This window comes from Bradyrhizobium sp. LTSP849, assembly GCF_000938255.1.
In the GTDB taxonomy this organism is placed as follows: Bacteria; Pseudomonadota; Alphaproteobacteria; order Rhizobiales; family Xanthobacteraceae; genus Bradyrhizobium.
This window is the reverse complement of sequence record NZ_JYMR01000016.1, coordinates 31,970-52,870: the sequence shown is the minus strand read 5'-3', so window position 1 is coordinate 52,870 and position 20,901 is coordinate 31,970. Positions and strand designations below refer to the sequence as shown.

Here is a 20,901-nt window from a genome sequence, read left to right as displayed (position 1 = left end):
AGAATATCATGAGCAAGACAGTTATCGTAACAGGTGCTTCCCAGGGCATCGGTGCCGGCGCCGTGAAGGCGTTCCTCGACAAGGGCTACAACGTCGTCGCGACATCGCGCAGCGTGAGCAAGTCGAAGGAACTGCCAACGTCCCCCAAGCTCGCGCTGGTTGACGGCGATATCGGGGATGCATCGGTGGCCGCGAAGGTTGCCCAGACCGCAATCAGCAAGTTCGGTTCGATCGACGCGCTGGTCAACAATGCCGGCATCTTCTTCCCTAAGGCATTTACCGATTACACCGGTGAAGATCTGAAGAAGCTGTCGTCAACCAACCTGGAAGGCTATCTTTACATCACGCAGCATGCCGTGAAGCAGATGCTGGCCCAGAAGTCGGGCGGCAGTGTCGTCGGCATCACCTCGTCGCTGGTCGAAAACCCGATCGCAGGCCTGACCGTTTCGGTGCCGATGATCACCAAAGGCGGCCTGGAGGCCATGACCCGCAACCTGGCAGTCGAATATGCGAAGCAGGGCATCCGCTTTAACACGGTCGCGCCCGGCATGGTGGACACCCCCCTGCACAAAGACGATCCGCACGAGTTCCTGAAGACACTCGCCCCGTTGGGCACGGTCTCCAGCGTCAAGGACATCGTTGATGCGATCGTCTATCTGACCGAAGCGCAGAATGTTACCGGGGAATCGCTGCACGTTGATGGCGGCGCGCATTCCGGAAGATGGTAAGCGCGGAAGTCAGCCTGCGGGAGTTGGGTATCCAACTCCCGCAGGCACCCAAGCCTTTCGGCGCGTACGTCGAGGCAGTGCAGACCGGCAATCTGCTGTTCCTCACCGGCATGCTACCTGTCGTAAACCAGAAGCCGAAGTTTGTTGGACGTGTCGGCAAGGAACTGGACGGCGCGGCGGGCCGGGAGGCGGCGGGGCTGGCGGCTCTCAATGCCCTCGCCGTTGCCAAAGAGCGCCTGGGATCGCTCGACAAGGTGAGCCGCGTTGTCAGACTCGGTGTCTATATCGCAACTTCAGGAGATCTTATTGATCAGCCAGGGATAGCGGACGGCGCCTCTGAACTGTTCAACCAGGTATTTGGCCCAAAGAAGGTATCGGCCCGGCTTGTGATGGGCGTTGCGAGGTTGCCGATGGACATGCCGATCGAGTTAGAGGTTATACTGGAAACGAAGCCGTAACCCGTGGACCGGCTGGTATGTCATTCAATCAGCGCCAACGAGTATCAGCCATCGATCTATCGCGATCTGAACACGATCGATAGAGCGACAGCGACGGCAAAATCTCAGCTCAGATCGTTGCCGCGGACATAAAAAGCGCCGGGACCTCCAAGGAGATCCCGGCGAGTCTGGGAGAGGGCACCGGGAGCCTCTTTGCCGGTCAAGACAGACGGGCTTCGCCGACGGGAGGCGTGTGACAAGCCTGAGCAATTGCACGACGGCTAACGGGCATGCCGATGCCCTAGAACTCTGGTCACCGAGGATGCTTTGTGCTGGTCATGCTCGGCCGCAAGGCAAATTGCTCCTGCCAGGCAGTCAGCCGCGGCCGCTGCGATCGCCAGGGGCGGTCACCGAAGCGAAAGTCTAGATATTCGAGGGCGCAACCGACGGTGATGGAGCCGAGGTCAGGATCGAGTGCTGGTGCATTGGCGTCAAGGACGTCGAGCACCTTGCCGATCCGATCAAACTGAGCATCGACCCATCCGCTCCAGCGGTAGCCTTCAGGCCGTAGGGTTTCTTGGCGGCAGACCACAGCGCGGTCCATGATATCCAGGCCAAACAGTTCGAGCTTGAGCACTTGCCGTCGGGCTAGTCCAAGCATCGGCAGCAGTCCACCGTCTGAGAACTCATCCAGGTACTCACAGATTAAGCTGCTATCGAAAAGAACCTCACCGGTATTCAATTGAAGCGTCGGTATGCGGGTCACCGGATTGAGCGTCGAAAGCTCCGGGTTCTCTTTGGTCGGCATTGCAGATGTCTCAATGAGTTTAACACGATCGTCGATCTGCAACTCCTTGGTAACCACCACAACCTTTCGGGCGTAAGGGGAGTTCGGCGACCAATAGAGCTTCATGAGAAATCTCCCGGGTGAGCCTGTGGTTGATGCTGTCAAACACGGGGTATCCTTTCGGTGGACACGCCGATCGTCCTTCGGCCGGTTATGAGCGTATTCACTGCTCGCCGTCGCCAGATGTCTCCCGGTTAGGCTTGCCAAATGAGCCTATGAACTTGGTGTATCCGGGCGAAGCGATTTGAACTGAACGCGGTATCTCTCGCGCCGATAAGACGAGGACCAGCGCTTGCGACCGGTCGATCGGTGGCGCTGAATCGCTCTGGCGGAGCGAAGCAAAGCAATCGATAGACCCTGCAAATGCGAGATGAGCCGTCCGGCAATCTCAAGAGAAGATATGGCTATCTCGAAAAAACGTTTGATGGTTGCGCCAGCGGTTGCCTAGCGTTGAACCAACATGATCGCAGAACATGCGACGCACACGCAATCCCATGCAGGGAGAGGAATTTGCACAGAACCGATGAGGTGCATCCGTCGCGCGTCACCGCGAACAGGCCAGACACGCTCCGTGTCCGGTTGATGCTCGCGATGATCCTTTCATACCTGGCGATGATGGCCTTCGTCCTCTACTGCGCACGGCACCCGGTGCCCGCCGCCATTGCCTCAATGACCTTTAGTCCAGCGATGATCGCGTTGGCCAGCTGCATGGCTTTGAGCGTCATCTTGACCGGCTTATTCGTGTTCATGCGGCACGGAGATTGAATGATGCGTATGTCACGGAATGGCATGAGCCTCTTGTTTGCGATTGCATATACCTTCGGGGTTAGTGGATCGGCGTACTCGGCGCAGCCCGAGTCTCAAGTGCGCCAGGCGGACGTTTCGACCATCTTTTTCTTCGTGGTCTTCGCGGTGCTTACGCTGCTCATCAGCTTCTGGACGGCGCGCCACGCAACCAGTTCATCGGAATATCTTACGGCTGGAAGCTCGATCTCGTCAGGGCAAAATGGCCTTGCCATAGCGGGCGACTACATGTCCGCCGGCGCCTTCCTCGGTCTGTCGGGCGCGATCTATGCCTCAGGCTTGGATGGAATGTTCCTCGCCGCCAGCTATTTGGCCAGCTGGCCTATTGTACTGTTTCTCGTCGCGGAGCCACTGCGCCGCCTTGGGAAGTATTCTTTCGCAGACGTGCTGACTCATAAATTGAAAGAGCGGCCGGTTCGCATCCTGGCGGGTTCTTCCACCCTCGTAATCGTGAGCTTCTACCTCGTGGCGCAAATGGTCGGCGCAGGGGAGCTAATTTCCTTGCTGTTCGGAATCGGCTACGCGCCGGCGGTCATCATGGTTGGAATGCTCATGATTGTGTTTTCGACTCTCGGCGGCATGCGGGCCGCCACGTGGGTTCAGATCATCAAGGCCGTTCTGATGATCGGCGGAAGCTGCATAATCGCGGTGCTGGTCTTGGTCAGGTTCGGATTCAGTATGTCGGATCTCTTCAAGACGGCGGTGAGCAATCATCCAATCGGCGACAGGATCATGGATATTCGTGGTTTCGCACAGGACGGAGTCGCGACGCTGTCGATTGGCGTCGGAGTCCTGTTCGGCACGGCTGGGTTGCCTCATATCCTCATGCGCTTCTTCACGGTTAGCGACGAGCGGGCAGCGCGTCTGTCAGTGTTTTACGCGACCTGCCTGATCTGCTTGTTCTTTGTGATGCTGTTTTTTATCGGATATGGCAGTATCGCGCTCCTCCGTGGGGATGCCGCCTACGCCAGTGCCAGTGGCGTACTCTTTGGCGGGAACAATCTGGCTCCCATCCATCTGGCGAGGGCCGTGGGCGGAAGCATCTTGGCTGGTTTCATCTCTGCGGTTGCGTTTGCGACGATCCTGGCGGTTGTCTCTGGATTGCTCATAGCGGGCGCCTCGTCGGCTGCCAACGATCTCGTCGTAGGTTTGTCCGGACGGCAACTCACTGAGCGGACGCGGCTCCAGATATCGCGGATCTCCTCGGTTGCATTGGGAGTGCTCGGCATATTGCTCGGACTGGCATGCGAGGGCCAGAATGTGGCTTACCTCCTCGCGCTTGCCACGGCGATTGCAGCCAGCGCCAACTTCCCCTTGCTGATCCTGGCAATCTACTGGGACGGCCTGACGACCCGTGGTGCAGTCATCGGTGGCACCTTCGGGCTTATCTCATCGGTTGTACTGACGGCTATGGGCCCGACGATATGGTCAAAGGTGTTGGGTCTTGGTCCCGCAATCTTTCCGTACGACTCTCCGGCGCTCTTCACCTTGCCGCTGACGCTGCTTGTTTGCTGGCTGGTATCGATCACCAAGGCAGAACCTGAGGGGGATTGGCGCCTAACGGGGCCATCCGTTGCCCGATACGTGGAATAGATTCGATGTCCGAGCCTGGAATTCAATAGCTAACTGCTTCAACTGCCCGATGCCCGCGCAGCAACGCCCGCATTTCTTCGCGTCGAAACGCTGCCGAGGCTGATCGACACCCCAGCGAAGCGATTTGAATCGAACGCGGTATCTGTCGCGCCGATAAGGTTGCGACGAAGATCTAGGGTCGATCGACCAGCGGCGATGAATAGCCTTGACGGGCCATGCGAAGTCATCGGTAGCACCCGGGAATCGTAGACACGCCGTCTGCCAATCTCCAGAAAAGATAAGGCTATCTCGAAAATGCGTTTGATGGTGGCGCCAACTGCTGCCTAGCCTCAATCAACATCGTCGTACGATCGGCGACGCATAATCTAGTGCAGGAAACAGTTCGCGATCTGCCCGGGACTTGTCGGGCTGCGCATATGTTGTTCGCACATTGAGGCGTTGACTGACATCAAGTGTCAAGTGGTGGGTAAGTGGACCGTATCGACGCCATGAAGATCTTCGTCGCCACCCTCGATGAGGGAGGCTTAAGGAAAGCGGGACGCAAGCTGGGACGATCACCTGCTGCGATAAGCCGGGCGCTTGCGTCTCTTGAGGCGCATGTAGGTGTTACACTTCTTCACCGCACGACGAGGTCATTCAAGCTAAGCGACGCGGGGGAACGTTATGCGCTTGTGTGTCGCCGCGTCATTGCAGATCTTGAGGAGGCTGATCTCGTCGCGGCAAGTGAACGATCGACCCCGAGTGGCACGTTGACCATAACAGCTCCAGTCGCGGCGGGCGAAGATATCTTGCGCCCGGTATTGGACGAGTTCATGGACGCCTATCCAACCGTCTCTGTCAGGCTGTTTTTGCTCGATAGACCGGTGAAACTTATCGATGAAGGCATGGATATCGCCTTGCGAATTGGCAATTTGACAGATTCCACGCTCGTCGCGATCCGGTTGGGAGCGGTGTGGCGTGTCGTAGCGGCATCGCCCCGCTATTTGTCGGCGCATCCGAAAATCGAAGAGGTCGCTGATCTTGCAAAGCACAAGATCATCGCAATGACTCACTTCGGAATTGATTCGTGGACCTTTCCACCGGCGAAAGGATCGTCGATACCGCGATCGGTTCATTTCACGCCACGCTTCGTAGTGAATAGTGTTCGTGGCGCTATTGCCCCGGCCGTCGAGGGGCGAGGCATCACCCGGCTCTTCTCCTATCACATTGCGGAGCAACTCTCGCAAAACAGGCTACAAGTCCTGCTCAGGCAGGACGATGCTTCCGCGATCCCTCTGCATCTGATTTCCCCACAGGGACGGCTTGCCGTTCCCAAAGTACGGGCTTTCGTCGATTTTGCGGTGCCTCGTCTCAAAGCTCAATTCTCCCGCCTCTCGACCGATGCCGTGGTTCAAAAAGCCGGCATTCGTACGTGCCGCGAAAGAGTGTTTTCCGACCAGTGAGTATTGGCGGCGCTGGGTGTCTACGAAATAATGGAGCGACGTTGGAATGTCGGGCGGTTAGTCAAGTGCCGAACGTTCGAAAGAGGAAGTGCTTGTCACTGTTACGGGGCATCGCGGTGCACAAGAAGTCACACGGCAGAGAACGCCGGAGCTTAGTGGCATAACAGTGGAAAGGGTAGGACGATGATCAGGACGCGGTTGACGAAGCTCTTTAATATTGAGCACCCAATCATCCTTGCGCCGATGACGCCTGCCGCGGGCGCAGACCTGTCCACTGCGGTTGCCGTCGCCGGCGGGCTCGGCCTGCTTGGCGGCGGATATGGCGACCGTGCCTGGTTCGAGACGGAGTCGGCGAAGATCACGCGCAAAGATGTGGGATGCGGCTTCATCACTTGGTCGGTCGCAAAACAGCCGGAATTGCTCGACTTCGCAATAGAGCGTCATCCGCGCGCGATCATGTTATCCTTTGCTGATCCGGCACCATTTGCAAAGCGCATCAAACAAGCCCAGGTGCCCCTCATTTGCCAAGTCCATACGGTCGACCAAGCGCGGCGAGCCGCCGATGTCGGAGCCGACGTCGTCGTAGCGCAAGGCACGGAAGCGGGCGGCCACGGCCAAACAGCCCGATCGACATTGCCGTTCGTCCCGACGGTGGTAGACGCTCTGAGCAAATACGCACCTGACGTGGTCGTTGTTGCCGCGGGCGGAATCGCCGACGGGCGAGGTCTTGCTGCGGCTCTGATGCTCGGCGCCGAAGGCGCTCTCATGGGCAGCCGCTTTTGGGCAACAAAGGAGGCCCTTATCCATCCGAGTGCCAAAGCCAAGGTGGTGGCAGCTTCGGGCGATGAGACGATACGAACCAGCGTGTACGATATTGTAAGGCGGAGAGCTTGGCCGGAAGGATACACCGGGCGGCTGCTGAAGAATGGGTTCATCGAAAAGTGGCATGGCCACGAAGAGAAGCTAAGGGCACTACAGGCCGACGAATTGGAAAAGGTGGAGGCGGCGTCGCGCGTCGGCGACTTCGATGTGGCGAATGTGACGGTCGGGGAGTCAATCGGCATGATTCATGACCTGCCCGAGGCAGGTGACGTCGTGCGCCGTGTCGTTGTCGAGGCCAAAGAGAGGCTCGCCAAGTATGCCCGCGCTTCGTTGGAGTGACGGAACGGGGTGGGCTGACGCGTCCCCTCCGACACAGCGAAGCCGTTAGGATCCCTTCGCGGTGCACTCGTTTGTTGCGCGGCCAGCATCGTTTCGATCTGCGCCCAACCGCTTCCAATTTGATGGACGACGAATCCTTAGAAGAGGGCCTCGACGGGTTATCGTTTCGATATCTGTGTTTGAGATATCGGTATTACTTTTAGTGATAGCTCGCTGCAATCGGTCCTTGTGTTCGAAAACAGGCATAAGCCGTTCGGATTCGGCCTTGTAAAACGGGTGGCTTGGATCAAGATAATCACTCGACCAAGCGTGTTGATGCCGAACCGTTCGCTTCAGAAGATAGGGCTTGTTATGGACGCAACCGATCTAAGGGTCTTTGAGGCAGTTGCTCGGCACGGCAGTATGAACCGAGCTGCGGCTGAGCTGAACACTGTCCAATCCAATGTCACCGCGCGCGTAAGAGCGTTGGAGCTTGAGCTTGGTATTCAGCTATTCCAGCGGCATGCACGCGGCGTGAAGGTCACGCCGGCCGGGCGCCGGATGCTCCCCTTTTCGGCACGAATAACCAAGCTCCTCAGCGACGCCAAGGCGGCCGCAAGGGATGACGGCACCCCCGGTGGCGTCCTTGAACTCGGCACCCTTGAAACGACTGCGGCAATTCGGCTTCCGTCTGTGCTTGCGAGCTTCACCAAAGCTTACCCAAAGGTTCGTCCAGTGGTGACGACCGGGACGACCTGCAGTCTCATCGAGGACGTTGTCGAGTGCAGGCTGGAGGGTGCGTTTGTTGCGGGGCCGGTGGATCATCCAGATTTGCAACAGGAGTGCCTGTTTCGGGAAGAACTCGTCTTGGTAACGCCTCGCTCAATTCGAAGCATCGAAGAGCTTTCCTCGATCAACGAACTGAAAACAATTGTCTTCCGTGTCGGTTGCTCCTATCGGATAAGGCTTGAGAATCTGCTGAACAGGGCGGGAATACTTGTGGCGCAGCCTTTGGAATTCGGTTCGATCGACGCAATCCTCGGCTGTGTGGCGGCGGGCGTTGGAGTTACACTGCTGCCCAAGGGAGTAGTTGTTGCGGCATGGCGGGACGGCCAAGTCGCAGTGCATGAATTGGAGTCCGAGTTTTCTGAAGTGCAGACCGTGTTCATTCGGCGCACAGACGCCTACGTCTCCAGTGCACTCTCTGCCTTTCTTCAGATTGTACGGCCGGGCCCCGAGTTGCATGTGGCGGCTGCCGAGTAGTCCGGCTCGTTGCGAGAGCGCCGAGTTCCGAAAGGAAGTCGTCCAGGCGTTTTTCATTCTGGTCGTTTCTGCCTGGGACCGAGACGACGGCCAGCCTTGCGCTGACGAAGTAGGGTCGATCTTCTCTCAAACTTCGAAGCCTGCCTAAGGCCCCGAATCCGCGAGCCACATTTAGTCGGCAAAGATGGCATTTCATCGCGGCAGGTGTAAGCGACGTGCCTCGGTCGTCGCCGATTATCTCGGTACGCAGATCTGATGCGTTCGTGCCTGAGCAGCAACGATAAGAGATTGCTCGATCGCCGGAATTGATGGCGTTGTCTCCTGGGCGGTACCACCCTGCTCAATTCCGTTGCCTGATGCCGACCCCTTTATCCAACGAGCTCTGCACCTGGCCGAGTAATCTGCGGTGCAGATTGCCTTCTCGAATCTATTCGTTTGCTGATCTCAAATGATAAAGGCACGTTCCATCGAAACTATACCAGTTCAATCGTATGGGACGCGGCCAAGGACGTTTACATGCTGATGAAAAATGCGACTTCCGTATCCACGGTAAACGCGATCGCCGACTTTGCCGACCGGGCTGCTGCGACGTCTCTAAAGCCTGACGCGCGCAAGCTCTACAAGCGAAATATTCTGGATAGCTTGGGATGCGCGATCTCCGCGCTTCCGGGAGCGCCGTTCGCGGCGCTGCGCGAGCAGTTTGCGGAGTACCGGTCCGGGGGATCGTGCACGCTGATCGGCGGCGGTAAGACCGCTCCGGACCAGGCCGCCTTATATAACTCTGGGTTGGTGCGATATGTCGACCTGCTTGACAGCTACATGTCGCCGGGCGGACTCTGTCATCCCAGCGACAATTTCGGCGCGATCCTGGCTGCTGCCGAGCACGCCAAGGCATCCGGCGAAGACTTCATGCTCGCCCTTGCGGTGGCCTACGAAATCCAATGCCGGTTTACCGCCGTTGTCCCCGTCATGGCGAAGGGGTTCAATCATGCAATTCAGCTCGCAATATCCGCTGCCGCTGGAGCAGGAAAGCTGTTCGGGCTGAACGCTGAGCAGATCGCGCATGCGATCTCGATCGCGACTGTTGACAACATTTCCCTCACTTGCGTTCACGTCGAACCGGTATCGCAGTGGAAGGGTTTTTCTCCCGGAATGACCGGGATGCGCGCCGTCTATTCCGCATCGCTCGCCAAGCGCGGCTTCACCGGTCCATCTGGGCTGTTTGAGGGACCGAACGGCTTGCTGCGGATGTTTGATCAAAAGATCGACGTTGATTGGTCGGATGACTCGCTCGAGATCATCAAGCTTACGATCATGAAGAAATTCTGTTCGCTCATTCACGGTCAGCCGGTACTTGAAGCCGTGCTCAAGTTGAAGCGCGACAATAAGTTGGCGGCCGGCGATATCGAGGCCGTCCGGTGCGACATCTTCCAGTCAGGTTTCGACATCGCAGGCGGCGGCGCATTTGGCTCAAAAGACAGACCGCAGACCAAGGAGCAAGCGGATTACAACCTGAAGTACCTGATTGCGGCGGCGCTCTTGGACGATGAGGTCGGGCCTGCGCAGCTCGAGCAGGCGCGTGTCCAGGCCGATGACGCGCAAGCCCTGTTGAGCAAGGTAACGATAGCTCCCGACGATGCCTTCACCGCCAGATACCCGCACGAGCTGAACACCCGGATCGCTATCAAGGCCAAAGACGGTCGTACCTTCGATCGCGAGCAGCTTGGATACGAAGGCGGGCTCGGCAACCCAATGTCATGGGAACGCACGGTCGAGAAGTTCAATTGGCTGAGCGAGCCATTTGCAGATGAAGCACTACGGAACAGTATCATCAAGGCGGTCGAGAAGATCGACGAGCGACCGATCTCTGATTTGATGGATATCCTTGGGAAAGTGAACCCCAAGGCGGTCCACCCTGCGCTTCACCCCGGAATTCAATAGTCATTCGCGTCAACGAAGGAGTATCCCGATGTCAATGATTTCTTGCGACATGCGGTACGGCCGCTCGGATGAGCAAAAGCGAGCGCTTTCGGCCGGCCTGCTGCGTGTCGTCAGCGAAGCTACCGGTGAACCGGCCAACAACATCTTCTTTGTCATCAGAGAGGGGCGAGGCATTAACTTCGTTGAGCATGGGCAACACCTGCCCGAGTTTGTCGAAGGCAATGCCAACGACAAAGAGCTCATTGCTCGCCTGAAATAGGAAAGGGAGGCAACTATGCCCTACATTGAATGTCATATCGCAGCGGGTCTCACCAAGACCCGTAAGACGCAGTTGATCCGTGACATCGTCAAGGTTACCCACGAATCGATCGGCTCCGATCCGAAGATCATCAATGTTCTCCTGTTTGAGCATCCCGCCGGCAACATGAGCATTTCCGGAAGGATTCACGGCGAGGAATAGCTTGGCTCGCAGAAAGCTGTTTCGAGCGGCATGGCCAGTACAGAAAAGCCCAGGCTAGGCGCAGCAGCCCCGGGCAAGATAGTTGCGGGCCTCCGAGTAGAAGGGGCGCTTCGCTTGTCGGTCCGATATCCCGAAACGTAGTGAAAGATCAAAATGACGAACGGCGTGAGTACGGCAGGGCAACGAATTCGCTCGGTAACGACCCGCGGAGTGATGGTCCCGCTGAAATTTACGCTGGGAACGAGCGCGGCTGTTGTGAGGGCTGTGCCGCTGTTACTTGTCGATTTGCTGAACGAAGATGGCGTAACGGGCAAGGCATACACGTTTTGCTATCGGCCCTCGGGCGCGACTGCCATATCCTCACATCTGTACGAGGCGGTCGAACTCCTCAAGGGCAAGAACGCCACACCTTTTGAGGCATCGCAGACCCTCGCGCGCCAGTTTGCACTACTCGGCGTGACCGGCGCCGTGCGGATGGCTCTTTCACTGCTCGATATGGCCTTGTGGGACGCGACTGCGCAGATGCATCGTGTTCCGCTGTCCGCCCTACTCGGGTCAGGGCCTAAATCGCTACGTGCGTACGACAGCCGCGGGCTTGGGCTGATGGAGCCGGATAGCCTTGCCCGAGAGGTGAGGGCGCTTCTGGAGAGCGGTTTAGGAGCAGTTAAGGTCCGGCTCGGATACCCCACGCTTTTTGAGGACCTGGCCGCGTTGCGGGCTGTCCGCAAGAGCGTTTCCGGTGCAGATATTGCGATCATGGTGGACTACAATCAGGCCCTGACACCCGCGGAAGCAGTTCTTCGTGGACGAGAGCTGGAAAAGGAGGGGATCTACTGGCTCGAAGAGCCGATAGCCCACGATGACTATGTGGCGAGCGCCGCACTGGCGCGTGAACTGAAGGTTCCGGTCCAGATCGGCGAAAACCTCAACGGCCCGGATGCCCTGTTGCGTGCCGTCACGACTGGCGCGAGCGACTACGTCATGGTCGACGTCGCGCGGATTGGCGGTGTAACCGGCTGGCTGCATGCGGCCGGCATCGCTGCAGCCCAGGGTATCGAAATGTCGTCGCATCTGATGCCGGAAGTCAGCACGCATCTTCTTTGCGCCACGCCCACCGCCCATTGGCTTGAGTATGTTGATTGGGCAGATGCGATCGTCGAAGAACCGTTGAAAATCCGCGACGGAATGGTTCTCACGCCGGAGAGTGTCGGCAGCGGGATTTCATGGGACGAGGCCAAGCTAAAGCGCCTTGCGGCAATCTGAGCCCGGCCAAAGAAGACCCCTAACGCCATGGCTCCCGAAACGCACGAGTTGTTGCGGAGCTGTATCCGTCAGGAGAGCTCTAAGCAGCGAGGTTCGAGCGATCGTTTCGGCTGATATCGGCTCTCTGAAAGACTCGTCGGCTACAACAAAACGTGGTTTGGCCACCAAGAGATATAGGTGCCAGTTTGCCGCGCGTTCCGCTCCTACATTCGACGGCGGGAAATGTGATGATCAGATCGGGGAAATGTTATGGATCGAAGGAATCTCTTGAAGACGGTTACGTTGGCGGGATCGGCACTTGCCTTGCCGGCACTTGTCGCGCCGGCCATGGCGGACAAGAAGAGCGCAGCCGCACCGTTGATTGAAAAGTTTGCGGCGACTTTGAGCGCGCACGACCTCACGGCATTCGCGGCGCTGTTCTCTGATAATTACGTCAACCACCAGCTCAGCGCGGCCGCACCGCCGCCGCCGCAGGGCAAGTCGCCGAAGCAGGGGACGGTGGCAGTTTTTACTGCGCGGCTGGCGGGAATACCGGACCTCAAGGTGGAGATCGAGGCCACGGTCGCGTCGGGCGATCGTGCGGCCGCAAGCTTCGTCTATAGCGGCACCCATAACGGCCCGCTTTCGGGAGTTGCGCCAACCGGCCGTGCGCTCCGATTCACCTCCTGCGATATCTTCAGGGTTCAAAGCGGCCTGATAATCGAGCATTGGGGCATGGGCGATATCGCCGGAGTCCTGGCGCAGTTGAAGGCCTGACCGGCAACTGTTCAAGCCTTCGCCTCAGTGTTTGCGAGAGTCACATCCCCTCGGGTGACGCGCGGCTAAAACGGGCTGTTTCAACCGGCGGGATTGTGATTCTAAATCCAGCACCGCTGGGGACTTCAAGGACCCAGTATTCAGCGCCGTCGGGACACTCGATTTCGTGCCCGACGGCGTGATTATTTTTGATGATCGGCAGACAGGTGCCCCGAGCGGCGTCATCCGGCCGCTGGCAAGCAAAAAAACTAATCCGGAGTTCCTTTAGGTCCAACCGTTGGACTTCGACAGGCTAGAGCTCACCCGTGAGGAACTGGGCACGTCCGAGCCCAAATGACCAATCCTCATCGGTGTTCGTTACAAACGTCACGACAACGTCGCTCGGCGAAATGCCGCATTGATCGGCAAGCCGTTCCACCAACGAACTATAGAATGTTTGCTTCATCACGCGGCTGCGAGGGCGAGTCGTGACTTGAAGGACAAGCATGTTGGGTGTGCGCTTGATACCAAGGCCCGTGTCCTCGATGATCATTCTGGAAGGCGGGTGCTCCCTGACGATCTGATAGCGGTCGCGATGGGGTACGTTGAATGAGTCGACCAACACCTCATGGGTGACGTCTAGTATCTTTTTGAGCTGCCGTTCCGAACGTCCCTCAACAAGATCGAAGCACAAAAGGGGCATCATCCATTCTCCGTGTCGCTATGCGTTGTCGCTTCGTCTTCGAGAGCGCGATCGCGGCTGCAGATCGAGTTTTGAAACCGACAGGCTTTCGCCGCCGTTTTCCTGGTCGGCCCGCTGCTGGGTGAGCAGCGGGCCGGTTGTTGCGATCAGGACATTGTGGGCATCACGAACTCGGCGCCGGCGCGAATCCCGGTTGGCCAGCGGCTCGTGATTGTCTTCATCCGGGTATAGAAGCGGACGCCTTCCGGGCCATGCATATGGTGGTCGCCGAAGATCGACGCCTTCCACCCACCGAAGGAGTGGAATGCCATCGGTACCGGGATCGGGACGTTGATGCCGACCATGCCGATCTTGATCTTGTGCGCAAACTCCCGAGCCGCGTCGCCGTCACGCGTGAAGATCGAGGTGCCGTTGCCGAATTCGTGCTCGTTGATCATGCGCGCGGCGGTGTCGTAGTCGGGCGCACGGGCAACAGACAGGACGGGACCGAAGATCTCTTCCTTGTAGATCTTCATGTTCGGCGTGACGTGATCGAACAACGACCCGCCGATGAAGTAACCGTCTTCGTAGCCCTGCATGTTGAAGCCACGGCCGTCGACCAGCAGTTTGGCACCCTCCGCGACGCCGGCGTCGATATAGCCGCGGACCTTGTCCAGATGCTGCTTGGTGACCAGCGGACCCATTTCCGCTTCTGGATCCGTGCCGGGCCCGATCTTGAGGCTGCGGATCTTCGGCTCCAGCGCCGAGATCAGCCGGTTCGCGGTTGTCTCGCCAACTGGCACCGCGACGGAGATCGCCATGCAACGCTCACCGGCCGAGCCGAAGGCAGCGCCCATCAAGGCATCGACCGCCTGGTCCATGTCGGCGTCCGGCATGATGATCATGTGGTTCTTGGCACCGCCTAGCGCCTGGCAGCGCTTTCCGGCGCTGGCAGATGTCTCGTAGATGTACTTTGCAATCGGCGTGGATCCCACAAAGCTGATCGCCGAGATGTCGGGATGATGGAGCAGCGCGTCGACGGTCTCCTTGTCGCCATGGACGACCCCGAATACGCCGTCGGGCAGGCCCGCTTCCTTGAGCCACTCCGCGAGGATGACGGATGCCGACGGATCGCGCTCGGAGGGCTTCAGGATGAAGGTGTTGCCGCAGGCAAGGGCAACGGGAAACATCCACATCGGCACCATGGCGGGGAAATTGAACGGGGTAATGCCGGCGACCACGCCGAGAGGCTGGCGCATCGAGTAGCTATCGACGCGCGTCCCGACATTCTCAGTGATCTCGCCCTTCAACAGCTGCGGGGCGGCCGTCGCGAACTCGACGACCTCCATACCACGCTGAATCTCACCGACCGCGTCGGAGTGAACCTTGCCATGCTCGGCGACGATGACGTCTGCCAGCTGGCTGGTGCGTTCCTCGAGGATCCTGAGGAACCGGTTGAGAATCCTGCCCCGCCGCAGCGGCGTCGTCGCCGCCCATCCCGGCGCAGCCTTCACTGCCGCCGCGACGGCATCCGCCACATCCGCGGCGTTCGCGATCGGCACGGATGCCGCTTGCTCGCCGGTCGCAGGATTGAAGACGAACGATGACCGCCCGTTACGGCCAGAAACGCGCTGGCCATTGATATAATGCTGAACTTGCGTAACCACGATGAGCCTCCTTGTTTTCCGCACGCGCCATATGAAACGTCCAAGTCTGCACAACAACGAGAACTATCGCGCATTCGTTGTGCGGAAATTCAAGTTAGAGACCGGAATCAGCAATGACGCGTCATTTGCGTGAATCGTCGCCAGCCAAGGCGTGTTGATCGCGCTGATGACGTCCATTCGTTGGGTGGAATTTTCGCCTCTCTCGACAGAGATCGAGCGGATCATCACAGGCCATTGGGCAGCGTGGGCTTCCGTAACACCGGCCAAGAGTGATGCGACCTCAGAGGTTGCGGCGGATTTCGCGCACGCCGCGGCCGAGCTTCCGGCGCAGCAGCGCGCGCAACGTCACGCCTTCGGCGTAGCCGACCTCGGCAGCAATCTGATCGACGCTGGCATGGCCGGTTGTAAGCAGGTGCACTGCCCGCTGGATCCGCAAATCCTGGAGGTATTCGAGGGGAGATTTGCCAAGCACGCTCTGCATCCGGCGAGCCAGCGTACGCTTGCTGGTGGCGAGTTCCGCGGCAGCCTGATCCAGCGAGAACCCCTCGGCCAGGCGTTGCCGTGCCCATCGTTCGAACTTGTGTACCAGCGGATCGCCATGGACTACGTGCCCAGGTATCGCGTAGGCGGCCTGCGAGTTGCGGACGTCGGCCATCAGATACTTGCCCGTAAGGTCGGCCAGCGCAGGGTCCGCGCGTCGGATCAAGGTCAGCGCCAGATCCAGATGGCTGAGCGCCGCGCCAGCGGTGACGACCGCGTTGGACTGAACGATGATTTGCGACTCGTCGAGCCGCACATGCGGATATCGCTCCCGGAACAGAGGCGCCAGCCACCAGGTGGTGGTTGCTTCTTCGCCATCGAGCAAAGCCGCTTCCGCCAACACGAAGGTGCCAACACAGGCGGCCGCAGCCAGCGCACCGCGCTCCGACCATTTGCGCAACACCGCACCGGCCTCGCGCACTTCGCCACTGGCCAACATCTGCACCAGCGGCTTCGGCATGATCCGGTTGATGGCGGGCATCACCACCACATCGGGCTTCTGCGCGCGCACTGCCGAGGTGACCGGAACATTCAGGCCCTGCGCTGTTGTGACGGTCTCACGCAAACCGACCACTTTCGTCTTGAAGCGCACGGAGGAGATGCCGTGCATTTCCGCCAGCGCATTGGCGAAGGCAAAGGCGTCGAGCACCGCGGCGAGACCAGTGTCGAGCACGTCGTTCAGAGCAAGGACATGGATGCGCATGGCAAAAACGATATCAGAATTAGGCATTTTGCCAAGGCTTAGACTACGGATCCAGCTCGAATTTGTAATCAAGGATGCCCGTAAATCGGCGTAATCTGGAAGGTAGGTGGCCTAATTGGTATCAAAATTGGCAATCCTGCCAATACTAGCTGAGCCGCTTATCTCATAGAGATACGTCCACCTTGGAGTTTTTGGCGATCAACGAATGGAGATAAGCAATGACGCTCAAGTGTGGATTATTCGTCCGGCTGGAAGCCAAGCCCGGCAAGGAACGGGCGGTGAAAGATTTTCTCGTCAGCGGCCTTGATCTGACAAATCAAGAGGCGGGCACGCCAGTCTGGTTTGCCCTGCAGCTCTCGCCGACGACGTTCGGCGTGTTCGACGCCTTTACCAGCGAAGAAGATCGCCAGGCACATCTCGCCGGCAACATGGCGAAGGCTTTGATGTCGCGGGTCGAGGAAATGCTGGCAAAGCCGCCGTCAGTCGAGCCGGTCGACGTTCTGGCCGTGAAGAATCAGCCGGCCTGATCTTGGCCTCTGCCAAGCCGGACGCGAACTCGGCCTCTATCAACCCTGATTAGCCATCACCGGACACCGCCCGGCGCCGAGATGGTCCTGCGAGACGGGCAAGCTGAAACATACTAGGAGACTCCCATGTCCTTACTACGAAAGACTTCCGCGATCGCCCTCGTGCTTGCCATGACTGGTGCGGTCGCCCACGCCGAGACGAAGCCGGCTGCGAAGGACGTCGTCATCGTCCATGGCGCATTGGCGGATGGCTCAGGCTGGCGCGCCGTCTATGATATCCTGACCAAGGATGGCTTCCATGTGACGATCGTGCAGGAGCCGCTCACCGGCCTCGCCGAGGACGTCGATGCCACCAAGCGCGTCATCGATCAGCAGACCGGTCCCGTCGTGCTGGTCGGTCACAGCTATGGCGGCTCGGTGATCACGGAAGCTGGCGCCGATCCCAAGGTCAGCGCGCTCGTCTATGTGGCCGCCTTGCAGCCCGACAAGGGAGAGGCCAGCGGTGCGCTGATGTCGAAGTTCGCTGCGCCGAACGATGCCATGCGGGTCTCCGTCAACAAGGCTACGCCGGACAACAAGTATTTCTTCATCCCGGCGGCGAAGTTCCGGGAAACCTATGCCCAGGACGTCCCGGCGGAGCAAGCTCAGTTCATGGCCGACTCGGAGCAGCAGCTTGCCCAGAAGGCTATGGGTGCACCGCTCTCGGTGGCGGCCTGGCACAACAAGCCCAGCTACGCCATTCTGACCACTGAGGACCACGTGATCAGCCCTGAGCTTCAGCGCTGGATGTACAAGCGTTCGGGCGCCAAGGTCACCGAAGTGCCCGCAAGCCACGCTGTTTTCGTCTCGCAGCCCGCCGCGATCGCCCGCGTGATCGAGGACGCCGCGAAGTAAATGAAGAACTGGCGATCACGCCGCTGATCGCCTCATTCCGCTCAGAGTGCACATACTTTGCGGTCCACCGACACGTGAAGTATGTGCGCTTGGCAGGTAGCGCGTCCGAAGCGCCGGAGCATGATATGGCCACCGTTCCCAGCACTGATCGGCCTGTCGCCGAGCGCTGGTACCTCCGCCATGCCGCGCTGGTGCGTGTCACGCATTGGATCAACGCGGTCTGCTTCACACTGCTCCTGATGAGCGGACTGCAGATCTTTAATGCCCACCCGGCGCTCTATTTAGGCGAGCGATCGGACTTTGACCATCCAGCTATGTCGATCCAAGCGCGCCTGTCCGAGGACGGCCTCGTTGGAGAGACAATGATCGCTGGCCATTCCTTCGATACGTCAGGCGTACTCGGCATCTCGAGCGAGGACGGCCAAATCTCACGGCGTGCCTTTCCAAGCTGGATCACGATCCCGAGCAACCAGGATCTGGCGACTGGCCGGCGTTGGCATTTTTTCTTTGCCTGGCTGCTGGTTCTGAATGGTCTCGTCTATTTTGCCTGGGGCACCGTAAGGCGGCACTTTGACCGAGATCTTTTCCCCAGCCGCCGCGAACTCAGCCATGTCGGGAGGGAGGTCCTTGAGCATCTGCGCCTGCGCTTCCCACGCGGTGCAGCGGCGAGGCGGTACAATGTGCTGCAGCAGCTGACCTATCTGTCGGTCGTCTTCGTCCTGTTCCCGTTGATGATCCTCACGGGCCTTACGATGTCGCCCGGGATTGACAGCGCCGTGCCGCAGCTGCTCACGCTGTTCGGCGGGCGCCAATCGGCGCGGCTGATCCACTTCTTCGTCGCATCGAGCCTCACGTTTTTCGTTATTGTACATCTCATGATGGTGCTGGCCTCGGGTGTCTGGAACAATCTGCGCTCAATGATCACCGGCTGGTACGATCTCGGCAATCCGAGGACGCCAGATGTCGCTTGAACATCCACGGCGTCGCGATTTGTTGTGGGCATTTGCGGCAACTAGTGGCCTCGCTTTGTCGGGCTGTGACCGCGTCGCCGTCGCACCGCGCGTCCGTTCTGTCCTCAATGCCGCAAGCAGCCTCACTTATAAAATGCAGCGCTTCCTCATTGGGGCTCATCGGCTCGCGCCCGAATATAGTGAGGCCGACATCTCCCCGGCGTTTCGTCCCAATGGTTCAATTGATCCGCAGGACGAGGACTACCTCAAGCTCGTCGGCAATCATTTCACCGATTGGCGCCTGAAGGTTCATGGCCTCGTTGAGCACGAACTGTCGCTGTCGCTTGAGCAATTGCGTGCCATGCCCACCCGGACCCAGATCACCCGGCATGATTGTGTCGAAGGCTGGAGCTGCATAGCCAAATGGTCCGGCGTGCCGCTCTCGGAACTCCTGTTGCGCGCTGGCGTGAGACCAGAGACACGCTTTGCCGTATTCCATTGCGCCGACACCTTGGACGATGGCGGCGAATCTGCCTATCCCGAGAAGATCCGCTACTATGAGAGCATCGATCTGATCGATGCTGCGCATCCGCAGACGATCCTCGCTTATGACATGAACGGCACACCGCTGACCGTCCGCCACGGTGCACCGCTGCGATTGCGCGTCGAGCGGCAGCTCGGTTACAAGATGGCCAAATACATCATGCGTATCGAACTAGTGCAAAGCCTCTCTGGTCTGCATGGCGGCCAAGGCGGCTATTGGGAAGATCGCGGCTATGAGTGGTATGCCGGGATCTGAGCGACTCCGTATTTATCATAAGCCGCCGGTATCCAAGCCTCCTTCCGCGGGTAAGGCCGCGAGGTAGGCACCGGACGTCGCAGTGACCAATACTGCAAGCTCCCGACTGTCATCTTTCGCTTTGGCGACGCAGGCGTAGCCTGCTTGCTTCCATAGATTCGATATGGAATGTTGAAATCTCCACATCATTGAAAAAATTCGTAGTGTGCTTGCGGGAATTGAACTCGATGGATTGGGACCGCATCCGCATATTCCTAGAGGTCGCCCGCACGGGTCAAATTCTCGGTGCCGCTCGGCGCTTGGGTGTAAACCACGCGACCGTTGCACGGCAACTCACCGCGCTTGAGCAGGAACTGAAAACCCGGTTGGTCGAACGGCGTACAACGGGCTGTGTCCTGACAAGCGCAGGCGAGGCCCTCGTCGCTGCGGCGGAGCGTGCCGAATCCGAATTCCTTCAGGTCGGCACCCAACTTGGCCGATCATCGGACGCCATCTCTGGCACGGTCCGCGTCGGCGCTCCTGATGGATTGGGGAACTACTTTCTAGCCAACCACCTCGGTGCGCTTGCCGCGCAGCACCCCGACCTGCTCATTCAACTTGTCCCGCTGCCGCGAACATTCTCGCTATCGAGGCGGGAGGCCGACATTGCGATCACCTTGGACCGTCCGAAGCAAGGGCGCCTGATTGTCAAGAAGCTTACGGACTACACGCTCAGTGTTTACGGTGCAGAGAGCTATCTGAAGCGCTTAGGACCAATCCGAAAGCAAGCCGATCTCGCCGGCCATCTTTTCGTGACGCATGTTGAGGATTTCGTCTACAGCCGAGCGCTCGACTACGCGTCCTCACTCGGAAAAGTCATGACGAGGCACTACGAGTGCGGGAGCGTTGTGGCGCAGATGGAGGCGGTGAGGGGCGGTCACGGCGTGGGCATACTTCACGACTACGCCGCGCGACGGTTTCCGGAGCTCAAGCGGTTGTTGCCTGAGGTTCGCTTTGTGCGAAACTATTGGCTGATTTCGCATCCCGACACGCACCATACACGCAGGGTTTCGGAGGTGCATGCGCACATCGTGGCGAGTGTGCGCGCGGCACGCCGGGAGTTCACGGGTTAAACGGTTTGCCTTTTTCACGTCGTTCGGCACGGTTTCGCGTTTCCGAACAGAAGCTTCCGCCCACCGTCCGTTCGAACATAATCGCGGGGCGGTAGATTTAGTGTGCCGGACACCAAGTCAACGATATCAGGAGGTTGTCTGAATGCTGGATGATGCCCCTTTGACGATCGGCATCGATCACGTTGGACTTGCCGTGAGAGACGTCGCGCTCTCGCGGGGCGTCTTTTGCGAGTGCATCGGCTGCCCCTGTCCACGCTTGTCAAACGTGACAACGCGCGCAAATTTTGAAAGACACTGCAAGAACGCCGTGTATCCGGGCATCTCATGCAATGGACGGCATGGAGAACGATGTCGGCCCTCCACTTATCTCCAAT

At 58.9% G+C, this 20,901-nt stretch carries 21 protein-coding genes; 17 read left to right on the top strand and 4 right to left on the bottom strand.

Annotation, left to right across the window (positions count from 1 at the left end; translation table 11 throughout):
• Positions 1-8 precede the first annotated feature (8 nt).
• Both UB31_RS12070 and UB31_RS12065 read left to right on the top strand, forming a co-directional pair.
• Complete coding sequence (locus UB31_RS12070) at positions 9-728, top strand: SDR family NAD(P)-dependent oxidoreductase (RefSeq protein WP_044999833.1); 720 nt, start codon at positions 9-11, stop codon at positions 726-728.
• On the top strand, positions 722-1,186 hold the full coding sequence (locus UB31_RS12065; RefSeq protein WP_044999832.1) for a RidA family protein: 465 nt from the start codon (positions 722-724) through the stop codon (positions 1,184-1,186). The genes UB31_RS12070 and UB31_RS12065 overlap by 7 nt, the downstream gene beginning before the upstream one ends.
• A gap of 292 nt (positions 1,187-1,478) precedes the next feature.
• Here UB31_RS12065 and UB31_RS12060 read toward each other — a convergent pair whose 3' ends face one another.
• On the bottom strand, positions 1,479-2,078 hold the full coding sequence (locus UB31_RS12060; RefSeq protein WP_044999831.1) for a glutathione S-transferase family protein: 600 nt from the start codon (positions 2,076-2,078) through the stop codon (positions 1,479-1,481).
• Between the two features lie 444 nt (positions 2,079-2,522).
• On the opposite strand from UB31_RS12060, the gene UB31_RS12055 reads away from it, so the two are divergent.
• The 10 genes from UB31_RS12055 to UB31_RS39875 all read left to right on the top strand — a co-directional run bounded on the left by UB31_RS12055 (position 2,523) and on the right by UB31_RS39875 (position 12,674).
• Positions 2,523-2,777 carry a hypothetical protein gene (locus tag UB31_RS12055; RefSeq protein WP_044999830.1) on the top strand — a complete coding sequence of 85 codons (255 nt, stop codon included), beginning with the start codon at positions 2,523-2,525 and terminating at the stop codon, positions 2,775-2,777.
• Positions 2,778-4,409 (top strand): sodium:solute symporter family transporter, encoded by a 1,632-nt coding sequence (locus UB31_RS12050; RefSeq protein ID WP_050031518.1) that lies wholly within the window; start codon positions 2,778-2,780, stop codon positions 4,407-4,409. It begins immediately after the preceding gene.
• Between the two features lie 470 nt (positions 4,410-4,879).
• A complete protein-coding gene (locus tag UB31_RS12045) occupies positions 4,880-5,851 on the top strand; it encodes a LysR family transcriptional regulator (RefSeq protein ID WP_044999829.1) in 972 nt (323 codons plus the stop codon).
• Positions 5,852-6,049: 198 nt separating this feature from the next.
• On the top strand, positions 6,050-7,012 hold the full coding sequence (locus UB31_RS12040; protein ID WP_349643867.1) for an NAD(P)H-dependent flavin oxidoreductase: 963 nt from the start codon (positions 6,050-6,052) through the stop codon (positions 7,010-7,012).
• Between the two features lie 351 nt (positions 7,013-7,363).
• Positions 7,364-8,254, top strand: a complete 891-nt coding sequence (locus UB31_RS12035) for a LysR family transcriptional regulator (RefSeq protein ID WP_045011031.1) — start codon at positions 7,364-7,366, stop codon at positions 8,252-8,254.
• A gap of 516 nt (positions 8,255-8,770) precedes the next feature.
• Positions 8,771-10,195: an MmgE/PrpD family protein gene (locus UB31_RS12030; protein ID WP_197087096.1), complete on the top strand. Its 1,425-nt coding sequence runs from the start codon at positions 8,771-8,773 to the stop codon at positions 10,193-10,195.
• A gap of 28 nt (positions 10,196-10,223) precedes the next feature.
• On the top strand, positions 10,224-10,454 hold the full coding sequence (locus UB31_RS12025) for a tautomerase family protein (RefSeq protein WP_044999827.1): 231 nt from the start codon (positions 10,224-10,226) through the stop codon (positions 10,452-10,454).
• A 15-nt stretch (positions 10,455-10,469) separates the two neighbouring features.
• Positions 10,470-10,655 carry a tautomerase family protein gene (locus UB31_RS12020; protein WP_044999826.1) on the top strand — a complete coding sequence of 62 codons (186 nt, stop codon included), beginning with the start codon at positions 10,470-10,472 and terminating at the stop codon, positions 10,653-10,655.
• Positions 10,656-10,808: 153 nt separating this feature from the next.
• The gene (locus tag UB31_RS12015) at positions 10,809-11,918 is read left to right on the top strand and encodes an enolase C-terminal domain-like protein (protein WP_044999825.1); all 1,110 of its coding nucleotides are present in this window, start codon (positions 10,809-10,811) and stop codon (positions 11,916-11,918) included.
• Positions 11,919-12,167: 249 nt separating this feature from the next.
• The gene (locus UB31_RS39875) at positions 12,168-12,674 is read left to right on the top strand and encodes an ester cyclase (protein ID WP_082078499.1); all 507 of its coding nucleotides are present in this window, start codon (positions 12,168-12,170) and stop codon (positions 12,672-12,674) included.
• Positions 12,675-12,966: 292 nt separating this feature from the next.
• Here UB31_RS39875 and UB31_RS12005 read toward each other — a convergent pair whose 3' ends face one another.
• The 3 genes from UB31_RS12005 to UB31_RS11995 form a co-directional block, all read right to left on the bottom strand.
• Positions 12,967-13,356, bottom strand: coding sequence for a tautomerase family protein (locus UB31_RS12005; protein WP_044999909.1), 390 nt, complete (start codon positions 13,354-13,356; stop codon positions 12,967-12,969).
• A gap of 146 nt (positions 13,357-13,502) precedes the next feature.
• A complete protein-coding gene (locus tag UB31_RS12000; RefSeq protein WP_044999823.1) occupies positions 13,503-15,002 on the bottom strand; it encodes a CoA-acylating methylmalonate-semialdehyde dehydrogenase in 1,500 nt (499 codons plus the stop codon).
• 280 nt (positions 15,003-15,282) lie between these two features.
• The gene (locus UB31_RS11995; RefSeq protein ID WP_349509919.1) at positions 15,283-16,317 is read right to left on the bottom strand and encodes a GlxA family transcriptional regulator; all 1,035 of its coding nucleotides are present in this window, start codon (positions 16,315-16,317) and stop codon (positions 15,283-15,285) included.
• A gap of 146 nt (positions 16,318-16,463) precedes the next feature.
• Here UB31_RS11995 and UB31_RS11990 point away from each other — a divergent pair, with 146 nt between their 5' ends.
• The 5 genes from UB31_RS11990 to UB31_RS11970 all read left to right on the top strand — a co-directional run bounded on the left by UB31_RS11990 (position 16,464) and on the right by UB31_RS11970 (position 20,527).
• Positions 16,464-16,772, top strand: coding sequence for a putative quinol monooxygenase (locus UB31_RS11990; RefSeq protein ID WP_044999821.1), 309 nt, complete (start codon positions 16,464-16,466; stop codon positions 16,770-16,772).
• A 126-nt stretch (positions 16,773-16,898) separates the two neighbouring features.
• Positions 16,899-17,666, top strand: a complete 768-nt coding sequence (locus UB31_RS11985; protein WP_044999820.1) for an alpha/beta fold hydrolase — start codon at positions 16,899-16,901, stop codon at positions 17,664-17,666.
• 125 nt (positions 17,667-17,791) lie between these two features.
• Positions 17,792-18,637 (top strand): cytochrome b/b6 domain-containing protein, encoded by an 846-nt coding sequence (locus tag UB31_RS11980; RefSeq protein ID WP_044999819.1) that lies wholly within the window; start codon positions 17,792-17,794, stop codon positions 18,635-18,637.
• A complete protein-coding gene (locus UB31_RS11975) occupies positions 18,627-19,415 on the top strand; it encodes a molybdopterin-binding protein (protein ID WP_044999818.1) in 789 nt (262 codons plus the stop codon). Before UB31_RS11980 ends, UB31_RS11975 begins: the two co-directional genes overlap by 11 nt.
• Positions 19,416-19,642: 227 nt before the next feature.
• Positions 19,643-20,527, top strand: coding sequence for a LysR family transcriptional regulator (locus UB31_RS11970; RefSeq protein WP_044999816.1), 885 nt, complete (start codon positions 19,643-19,645; stop codon positions 20,525-20,527).
• The last annotated feature ends 374 nt before the right edge of the window (positions 20,528-20,901 follow it).